Source organism: Pantoea sp. AS142 (genome assembly GCF_037152305.1).
In the GTDB taxonomy this organism is placed as follows: Bacteria; Pseudomonadota; Gammaproteobacteria; order Enterobacterales; family Enterobacteriaceae; genus Pantoea.
In genome coordinates, this window is record NZ_JBBCMO010000040.1 from 1 (window position 1) to 223 (window position 223).

The following is a 223-nucleotide window of genomic DNA, read 5'->3' on the forward strand; positions in this document are numbered from 1 at the left end:
GTGGTCTTCAGCCCATTGCGCCAGAGCCAGTGATATCAGTTCTGGCCCGTTATCCATCCGCATTTTCAGCGGATATCCACGGTTTGCCACTATCCTGTCCAGCACCCGAACGACCCGCTGTGCCGGGATATTCAGGTCAATCTCTATCGCCAGAGCCTCGCGGTTAAAATCATCCACGACGTTGAAAGTCCGAAAACGTCGGCCACATGTCAGTGCGTCGTGC

General features: G+C 55.2%; 1 protein-coding gene. It reads right to left on the minus strand.

Annotation, left to right across the window (positions count from 1 at the left end; translation table 11 throughout):
* Positions 1 to 223 (minus strand): DDE-type integrase/transposase/recombinase (locus WFO64_RS22650; RefSeq protein WP_337014411.1); only part of this gene is annotated, 223 nt, incomplete at both ends.